The organism is Clavibacter lycopersici (assembly GCF_003576405.1).
Classification (GTDB): Bacteria; Actinomycetota; Actinomycetes; order Actinomycetales; family Microbacteriaceae; genus Clavibacter; species Clavibacter lycopersici.
This window is the reverse complement of the sequence record NZ_QWGT01000147.1, coordinates 1-7,101: the sequence shown is the minus strand read 5'-3', so window position 1 is coordinate 7,101 and position 7,101 is coordinate 1. Positions and strand designations below refer to the sequence as shown.

Annotated in this window: 8 protein-coding genes; 6 read left to right on the top strand and 2 right to left on the bottom strand. The window is 74.8% G+C overall.

Annotated elements, in window-relative coordinates; all coding sequences use genetic code 11:
* Window positions 1-1,006: benzoate/H(+) symporter BenE family transporter (locus DZG00_RS10390; protein ID WP_119455597.1), on the bottom strand; the 1,006-nt coding region annotated here is incomplete at its 3' end.
* Window positions 1,007-1,107: 101 nt separating this feature from the next.
* Between DZG00_RS10390 and DZG00_RS10385 the strand changes: the two genes are divergently transcribed.
* The 6 genes from DZG00_RS10385 to DZG00_RS10360 all read left to right on the top strand — a co-directional run bounded on the left by DZG00_RS10385 (window position 1,108) and on the right by DZG00_RS10360 (window position 6,358).
* Window positions 1,108-2,523 carry a M23 family metallopeptidase gene (locus DZG00_RS10385; protein WP_233550117.1) on the top strand — a complete coding sequence of 472 codons (1,416 nt, stop codon included), beginning with the start codon at window positions 1,108-1,110 and terminating at the stop codon, window positions 2,521-2,523.
* A gap of 45 nt (window positions 2,524-2,568) precedes the next feature.
* The gene (locus DZG00_RS10380; protein WP_119382508.1) at window positions 2,569-3,303 is read left to right on the top strand and encodes an SGNH/GDSL hydrolase family protein; all 735 of its coding nucleotides are present in this window, start codon (window positions 2,569-2,571) and stop codon (window positions 3,301-3,303) included.
* A 163-nt stretch (window positions 3,304-3,466) separates the two neighbouring features.
* The gene (locus DZG00_RS10375) at window positions 3,467-3,922 is read left to right on the top strand and encodes an SRPBCC family protein (RefSeq protein ID WP_119382506.1); all 456 of its coding nucleotides are present in this window, start codon (window positions 3,467-3,469) and stop codon (window positions 3,920-3,922) included.
* Window positions 3,923-3,924: 2 nt separating this feature from the next.
* Window positions 3,925-4,161, top strand: coding sequence for a hypothetical protein (locus DZG00_RS10370; protein WP_119382505.1), 237 nt, complete (start codon window positions 3,925-3,927; stop codon window positions 4,159-4,161).
* A 133-nt stretch (window positions 4,162-4,294) separates the two neighbouring features.
* A complete protein-coding gene (locus tag DZG00_RS10365) occupies window positions 4,295-5,083 on the top strand; it encodes an RDD family protein (RefSeq protein ID WP_119382504.1) in 789 nt (262 codons plus the stop codon).
* Between the two features lie 201 nt (window positions 5,084-5,284).
* Window positions 5,285-6,358 (top strand): alkene reductase, encoded by a 1,074-nt coding sequence (locus tag DZG00_RS10360; protein WP_119382503.1) that lies wholly within the window; start codon window positions 5,285-5,287, stop codon window positions 6,356-6,358.
* A 46-nt stretch (window positions 6,359-6,404) separates the two neighbouring features.
* Here DZG00_RS10360 and DZG00_RS10355 read toward each other — a convergent pair.
* Window positions 6,405-7,101, bottom strand: a 697-nt coding sequence (locus tag DZG00_RS10355) for a response regulator (RefSeq protein ID WP_233550116.1), incomplete at its 5' end; no start/stop codon positions are given.

The window sequence follows — 7,101 nt, the reverse complement described above, 5'->3', positions numbered from 1 at the left end:
GCCCGGCCGCCGCCGCGACGACGCCCGCGGGACCCGCCACGATCACGGCCGCGAGCGCCGCCGACGCCAGCCCGAGCACGAGGTTGGTCCACCCGGCCGTGCTCGCCGCGCGCCACCGCTCGTCTGGATCCGGATGCGCGGACGGCGCCGCGGAGAGCGCGGCCGACAGCGCGGCGAGGTTCACGGCGTGCCCGCCGAACGGCGCGCTCACGAGGGTCGCGGCCGCGGTCGTCGTCATCGCGGCCCGCCACGGCGTCGCGTAGCCGAAGCTCGCCAGCACGGCGACGCCCGGCAGGTTCTGCGACGCCATCGTGACGACGAACAGCGGGATCCCGAGCGCGACCGCCGCCGCCGCGGTGAAGGCGGGCGCCGTCAGCTCGATCCGCGGCACGAGCTGCGCGAGGTCGAGCGTCGTCCCGGGCGCCGGCCCGGCGACCGCGAGCGAGATGCCGACCACGACGAGCGCGGCGGCCAGCGCGGTCGGAGCCGCCCAGCGCGGGGCGAGGCGGGCGGCGACGAGCCAGGCGAGGATCACGGGCAGCACGACGAGGGGAGTGGCGACCGCCGCCGTCACGGTCGCGACGCACAGGGGGAGGAGCACGCCCGCGAGCATCGCGGCGGCCACGCTCGCCGGGATCAGGCGCACGAGCCGCCCGAGCAGCGGCCAGAGCGCGGTCGCCAGCACGAGGGTCCCGCACACGAGGAACGCGCCCACCGCCGCTGCCCAGCCGCCCTCCACGGCACCGGAACCGATCAGCAGCGCGGCACCGGGCGTCGACCAGGAGAGGGTGATCGGCCGGCGGAAGCGGTGCGCGAGGAGCACGGTGCCGAGGCCCTGCGTGACGCACAGCGCGAGCAGCCCGGACGCGGCCTGCGACGGCGACGCGCCCACCGCGCTGAGGCCCGTGAGCACGACCGCCGACGTCCCGGCGAACCCCACGACCGCGGTGACGATGCCCGCGCCGCGCGCCTGGGCCCGGCCGCCGGGCGCCTCGATGACCGTCATGCGCGCTCCCGACCGGACGCCGGTCGTCCTGCGGCCCGATCCTAGGGTCCGGCTGTCCGCCCACGATCCCGCGGCATGTTTCCTCACCCACAGAAACGAAAGTGGATGGTGATGTCGGCCATGATTTCGGTTACCGTCGAGAGAACCGCGCTCCACCGACCTCGACGAGGCCCGCCATCTCCCGCACCGCACGCACCTCCCGCCCCGTCCCCGGACGCCCGCGGACCGCGACCGCGCCGCGCCTGCGCCTCGCCGCCGTCCTCGCCGCATCCGGCCTCCTGCTCGGGCTCGGCGTCCCGTCGGCGCAGGCCGCGGAGGAGTACCCCACCTGGTCCGAGGTGCAGGCCGCGCGCTCGAGCGAGCAGGCCACCGCCGACCAGGTCACGCGCATCACCTCCCTCATCTCCGGCCTCTCCGCCGAGGTCGAGGCCGCCACGGCCCTCGCGCTCCAGCGCGCCGACGAGCACGCCGCCGCGGTGGACGCGCTCGACGAGGCCACGGGCGAGCTCGAGGCCCTCGAGTCCAAGGCCGACAGGGCCCAGGCCGACGCCGACGAGGCCAAGCGCCAGGTCGGCCAGCTCGTCGCCCAGCTCGCCCGGAGCGGTGGCGGCGGCGACGTCTCCCTCCGCCTCTTCACGAGCGGGGGCGAGGACGCCGACGCCCTCCTGGCCCGCATGGGCACGGCGACCAAGCTCGCCGACCGGCAGGACACCGCGTTCACCGCCGCCGTCACCTCGGCCCGCACCGCCGAGTCGCTGGGCAAGCAGGCGTCCGTCGCGAAGGAGGCGCTGGCCGTCCTCGCCGCCGACGCCGAGGCCAAACTGCAGGAGGCGTCCGCGGCGCAGGCCCGCGCCGACCAGGCGCTCGCCGAGCAGGAGGCCCGCAGCTCCGAGCTCCAGGCGCAGCTCACCACGCTCCGCGACTCCCGGATCTCCGTCGAGGAGGGGTTCGCGATCGGCGAGCGGAAGCGCCAGGAGGAGGCGGCCGCCGAGGCCCGCCGCCAGGCCGAGGCGCGCGCCGCTGCCGCAGCTGCTGCCGCCGCCGCGAACGCCGCCGCGCGCCCGCCGGCCAACGCGCCCCGCCCGCCGTCGTCGGGCGGCCAGCCCTCGTCGTCCGGCTGGACCATGCCCATCCGCAGCTACGGCTCCTACCAGTCCTACGGGATGCGTCTGCACCCGATCCTCGGCTACTGGCGCCTCCACGCCGGCGACGACTTCGGCGCCGGCTGCGGCACCCCCATCTACGCGACGGCGGCCGGCACCGTGCAGTTCGCGGGTGGATCCAGCGGCTTCGGCAACGCGATCACCCTCAACCACGGCGGCGGCGTGACGAGCGTCTACGGCCACATGTACTCGTACGGCGTGATGGTCCGCACGGGCCAGAGCGTCCAGGCGGGCCAGCAGATCGGCGCGGTCGGCAGCGCCGGGCTCAGCACCGGCTGCCACCTCCACTTCGAGATCCGGCAGGGCGGCGTCGCCACATCGCCCATGCCCTTCCTCCGCAACCGCGGCGTCTGACCCGCCGGGTACGCTGGACGCGTCGACGACCGGGGGGTGCGGCGCATGACGGGACGCATCAGGCGGTTCGCGCAGGCCGTCGCACGGCCCGTGATCTTCGCGCAGTACGCGGCCCTGCGGGCGGGGCTCCGGAGCGCGGTGTTCCCGCGCGACGCGGCGTCCGGTGCGGTTCCGGGCGACTCCCCGCAGCGCGTCCTCGTCATCGGCGAGGCCACGGCCGTCGGCATGGGCGTCCTCTCCCACGAGCTCGGCCTGGCCGGCCACTTCTCCCGCCAGCTGGCCCGTCGCACCGGCCGCGGGGTCGAGTGGGAGACGCGCCCCTTCGCCGACCTCACGATCCACACGGCGGCCGGCACGGTCCGCGACCGGTCGCTCCTCGCCGGCGTCGACGTGGTGCTCCTCATGGTGGGCGTGGGCGACAGCATCCGCCTCACGCCGCAGCGCACCTGGCGGCGGCTGCTGTGCGCGGCCATCGACGACCTCTGCCGCGGGCTGCCGGACGGCGCGCGCGTGCTCATCCCCGAGGTCCCGCCGCTGCACGCGAGCGTGGGGATCCCCGCGGCTTGGCGCGCGGTCGCCGCCCGGCACGCGCGGCTGCTCAACCGCGTCACGGCGGAGGTCGTCGAGTCCCGCGCCGACGCCCAATCCGTCCCGTTCCCCGGCGAGAGCGTCATGCACCTGGGCGACCCGGACGCCGCGCAGGCGTCCCGCGTCTACGCCGCGTGGTCGCGCGCCTTCGTCGAGCGCCTGCTCGGGCCGGCGCGGACCGCCGAGGCGTGACCGGCGGTTGAACGTTCCCTGTGCATTCCTCGGGTGCCGGATTCCCGGTCGGGGCCCGGCGTAGCGTCGGAGTCGTGCCCGCGCCGGTGTCCACACCGGAGCCCGGGCTCTCGGATCGCACGAGGATCCGACCCCACGCACCGAATCCGAACGAGGAGAAGCAATGCCCCAGGTAATCGAGACCGTCGACGTCAACGTCCCCGTCAGCACCGCCTACAACCAGTGGACCCAGTTCGAGTCGTTCCCGAACTTCCTCAGCTACGTGGAGTCGATCACGCAGGTCACCGACACGCTCACCGAGTGGAAGGTCAAGATCGGCGGCGTCGAGCGCACCTTCGAGGCCAACATCACCGAGCAGCACCCCGACGAGCGCGTCGCCTGGAACTCCACGGGCGGCGACGAGGACCACGCCGGCGTCGTCACGTTCCACAAGCTCAGCGACACCGAGACCCGCGTCACCGTCCAGCTGGACTGGGCCGCCAAGGGCCTCGTCGAGAAGGTCGGCGCCGCGATCGGCGTCGACGACCACGTCATCAAGAAGGACCTCGAGAACTTCAAGGAGTTCATCGAGAAGCGCGGCACCGAGGACGGCGCCTGGCGCGGGGACGTGAAGGCCTGATCATGGACACGTCCGAGATCCGCTGGAACCAGGAGGCGCGGGACAAGATCCTCGCCGACAGCGACCGCGTGCTCCAGGAGGCCGTGCAGACCGCGGCGGAGGAGCTCGAGGGGCAGGACTGGGAGACCGTGTACCAGCGCCTGTTCGAGCAGCTGAAGGGCCGGTTCATCGACTTCGAGCCGGGGCCGGATCTCCGCAAGTACGCCGAGGCCGTCTCCCGCGGGGAGATCCAGGGCTGACGCGAGCGTCACCAGCACGACCGGGAGGGCCCGGCATCCGCGAGGGTGCCGGGCCCTCTCCGCGTCCCGGTCTCCCCGACCGCTGGATACGCTGGACCCGCGCCGCGGGGGCGCGGCGACCAGGGGAGACGCGATGACGCACGCGCACGACGACGACGACGGACGGCCGGACCAGGCGCAGGGGGGCCCGCGATCGGCGGACGATGCGCACACCTCGCCGGCGTACGGGCCCGCCGACGGAGCGAGCACCGCCTACCCGGCGGGCTCGTACCCGGGCGCCGCCTACCCGGGTGGCCCGTACCCCGCGGGCCCGTACCCGGCCACCCACCCCGGCGCCGTCCCGCCGCCCGGGTACGGGATGGTCCTCCTGCCGCCCGCGCAGCGGCCGCTCCCGGCGCACATCGACCCCGCCTGGCGCCTCGCGGGAGTGGGGCGTCGTGCGGCCGGGCGGATCCTCGACCAGGTCGTGTTCGGGTTCGTCGGCGGGCTCTCGGCGGCGGCCTTCATCATCCCGCTGCAGAGGATGGCGCAGCAGCGGATCAACGACCTGCAGCTGTTCGGCGAGGCCGCGGACGACATGCTGGACTCCTACTCCGGCGGTGCCGTGCTCGCCGTCCTCATCAGCCTGATCTCGTACCTGCTCATCGCCACGTGGTGGCTCGGCTGGAAGGGCACGACACCGGGCAAGGCCATGGTCGGGATCCGCGTCCAGCGCTTCTCCGAGCCCGGCATGCTCGGCTTCGGGCGGGCGCTGATCCGCGGCGTGGTGCAGAACGCGTTCGTCATCGGCTCGATCTTCACGGTCTGGCTGCCGTACGCATCCGTCGGGTGGGACTCGCGCCACCTCCTCCGCGGCTGGCACGACCTCGCGGCCGACGACGTCGTGCTCGCGCGTCGCGCGGAGTCCACCACCTCGTACTGACGGGCTGACGCCCACCCGGCGGACGCGCCCGGGGCGCGGGGAGCCTGACGAGGGCCTGGGAGAAGGGGCGCGCGCGGAATGCCGTCCCGGGGCGTCCAGGTTGCCCGAGGGCGGTCCGCTCGGGCCGCTGGCCCCGCCCGCTCCCTCGACGCGATCCGTCCGGGTGCGCGCCGACCACCCGCGAGACGAAGGATCCACCACGTGAAGCTGTTCTCCCCCGTCGCCCTCGGCGCCCTCGAGCTCCCCAACCGCGTCGCCATGGCGCCCCTGACCCGCATGCGCTCCGACGAGCACGGCGTGCCCGGCGACCTCGTCGTCGAGTACTACCGCCAGCGCGCGTCCACCGGCCTCATCGTCTCCGAGGGCGTGTTCACGAGCGAGCGCAGCAAGGCGTACCCGGGCCAGCCCGGCATCGTGACGGACGAGCAGATCGCCGGCTGGCGCCGCGTGACGGACGCGGTGCACGAGGCCGGCGGCCGCATCGTCATGCAGCTCATGCACGGCGGGCGCGTCTCGCACGAGGACATCACGGGCGGCCTGCCGCTGCTCGCGCCGAGCGCCATCGCGATCCAGGGCGAGGTGCACGTGCCCACCGGCAAGAAGCCGTACCCCGTGCCGAGCGAGCCGGAGACCGACGAGGTCCCGCTCATCGTCGACGAGCTCACGGTCGCCGCGCGCAACGCGGTCGACGCCGGGTTCGACGGGGTCGAGATCCACTCGGCCAACGGCTACCTGCTGCACGAGTTCCTCTCGCCCGTCTCGAACGTGCGCACCGACGCCTACGGCGGATCGCCCGCGGCCCGCGCGAAGCTCGGCATCGACGTGGCGCACGCGATCTCCCGCGAGATCGGCGCCGAGCGCGTGGGCATCCGCATCTCGCCGGCGCACAACATCCAGGACGTGCTCGAGGAGGACGCCGACGAGACCCGCGCCACCTACGAGGCGCTGCTCTCCGGCATCGCGCCGCTCGGCCTCGCGTACGTGAGCATCCTGCACGCGGAGCCCGCCGGCGAGCTCGTGCAGGGCCTCCGGAAGACCTTCGGCGGCCCGCTCATGATCAACAGCGGCTTCGGCGTCCAGACCGAGTACGACGAGGCGATCCAGCTCGTCGAGGAGGGCACGGCCGACGTCGTGGCCGTCGGCCGCATGATCATCGCGAACCCCGACCTCGTCGAGCGCTGGGAGCAGGGTGCCCCGACGAACGAGCCCAACCCGGCCACGTTCTACGGCCCCGGCGCCGAGGGCTACACCGACTACCCGGCGCTCGCGAGCTGATCCGCGACGCCTGACCGGCTCCGGCCGGCACCGCCCGGGGCCGGGCTCACTCCGACGGGGCGAGCCCGGCCTCGTGCACGAGCACGGCGACCTGCACGCGGCCCTCGACCCCGAGCTTGTCCAGCACGTGCCCCACGTGGGTCTTCACGGTCGCGACGCCGAGGAACAGGTCGGCGGCGATGCGCGCGTTCGACCAGCCGCGCGCGATGGCGAGCGCCACCTCCTGCTCGCGCTCCGTCAGCGTCCGAAAGCGCTCCCGCTCGGCCGTCCGGTCGGCGCGGTCGCGCTGCGCCGCCACGCCGATCACGGTGTCGAGCACCGACGGCGACAGGATCGACCGGCCCGCGGCGACCTGCCGCACCGCCTGCACGAGCTCGACCGGCGGCGTGTCCTTGAGCAGGAACCCGCGGGCCCCCGCCCGGAGCGCGCCGAGCACGAGCTCGTCGGCGTCGAAGGTCGTGAGGACGATGACCGGGAGGTCGGGGCGCCGGGCCACCTCGCGGGCCGTGGCGGTGATCCCGTCGCAGACCGGCATGCGGATGTCCATGAGCACGACGTCGGGGGCGGTGCGCGCGATCACGACGTCGGCCGCGAGCCCGTCGGCCGCCTCGCCCACCACCTCGAGCCCGTGCCCGCCGCCCAGCAGCATCGCGAGGCCGGCGCGGACGAGCGCGTCGTCGTCGACGATCACGACGCGGATCGGCGGACCGCCCGCGGGCACGACGCCCGCGAGGCCCGCGCCG

Coding starts and splice junctions, on each gene's coding strand:
- DZG00_RS10380 (WP_119382508.1), top strand. CDS start 2,569: ATGACGGGACGCATCAGGCGGTTCGCGCAGGCCGTCGCACGGCCCGTG.
- DZG00_RS10375 (WP_119382506.1), top strand. CDS start 3,467: ATGCCCCAGGTAATCGAGACCGTCGACGTCAACGTCCCCGTCAGCACC.
- DZG00_RS10370 (WP_119382505.1), top strand. CDS start 3,925: ATGGACACGTCCGAGATCCGCTGGAACCAGGAGGCGCGGGACAAGATC.
- DZG00_RS10365 (WP_119382504.1), top strand. CDS start 4,295: ATGACGCACGCGCACGACGACGACGACGGACGGCCGGACCAGGCGCAG.